Raw genomic sequence first — 1,082 nt, forward strand, 5'->3', positions numbered from 1 at the left:
GCCAGCCTGCGCGCCGATCTGGCCGCCGTCGGCGGCATCGCGCTGCCGGCCACGCTGAGCGCGCTGGCCACGCCCGCGGCGGTGGTCTTCACCGCCTCCACCTACGCCGGCTTCGGTCCCAGCGTCATGGCCGGCGCGACCGTGGTGGACCGGGTGCTGCAACTGTCGTACTCGCTGTTCTTCGTGCTGCCCGGCGCCATCGGCCCGATCCTGGGCCAGAACCTGGGGGCGGGGCAGTGGCCGCGGGTGCGGCAGACCGTGCGCATCACGCTCGGCCTGGCGCTGGCCTATGGCTTCGGCGCGGCCACGCTGCTGGCCTTGCTGGCGCCGTGGATTCCCGACCTGTTCCAGGTCACCGGGCCGGGTCGCGACCTGGTGCTGATCTTCTGCCGCTACGCCAGCTTCATCTGGGCGATCAACAGCGTGTTCTTCGTATCCGTGGCGGTGTTCAACAACCTGGGCTACGCCACCTATGCCACCGCCATCGGCTGGCTGCGCGCCACCGTCGGCACGCTGCCGTTCGTGTGGGTCGGCGCCCACTACGGCGGCGCGCAGGGCGTGCTGCTGGGGCAGACCCTGGGCTTCGCCCTGTCGAGCCTGCTGGCGCTGGCGCTCTGCCGGCGGGTGTTGCGCCAGCCACCGGCCAGCCTGGCGCCCGGCCCGGCCTGAGACGGCGCCCCGCGACGGTTCCGGCCTGGCCAGGGACCGTGCGTCGCGGCCGTTCCGGCATGGCCAGGGACTGTGCGTCGCTGCCGTTCCGGCATCGCCCGCCGGGGAATCCACGGTCCGGCGGCGCCCCGTCCAGGCCATTCGATTTCGGCGCCCGGTCGCGGTACGATCCGGGCTGACTTCGATTTTTCAGGATTGCCATGCGACAGCGTCTCCTTCGCGCCCGAATCGATCCCCTTGCGCGCGCGGTCCTCGCCGCCGCGTTCTGCGTCGCCGCCGTCGGCGCCGCCCAGGCCCAGTCGCCTGCTTCCGCCACCGGCACGCGCAGTCCCGGGGCCCAGCCCGCCACGTCCGGCCCGACGCTGACGCCCAAGCGCAGCTTCGACGATCCGGCCACGCCCGCCGCCGCCCCG

1 protein-coding gene and 1 pseudogene are annotated in these 1,082 nt (G+C 73.7%); both read left to right on the plus strand.

The window, feature by feature from the left end; all coding sequences use genetic code 11:
- A partial coding sequence (locus tag H0523_RS32035; RefSeq protein ID WP_257225197.1) for an MATE family efflux transporter occupies positions 1-669 on the plus strand: 669 nt, incomplete at its 5' end.
- Positions 670-869: 200 nt separating this feature from the next.
- Positions 870-1,082 (plus strand): annotated as a pseudogene (locus H0523_RS32040) (lytic murein transglycosylase); the annotation flags it as partial.

The sequence above is a fragment of the Achromobacter insuavis genome, from assembly GCF_902859645.1.
GTDB classification, from domain to species: domain Bacteria; phylum Pseudomonadota; class Gammaproteobacteria; order Burkholderiales; family Burkholderiaceae_B; genus Achromobacter; species Achromobacter insuavis.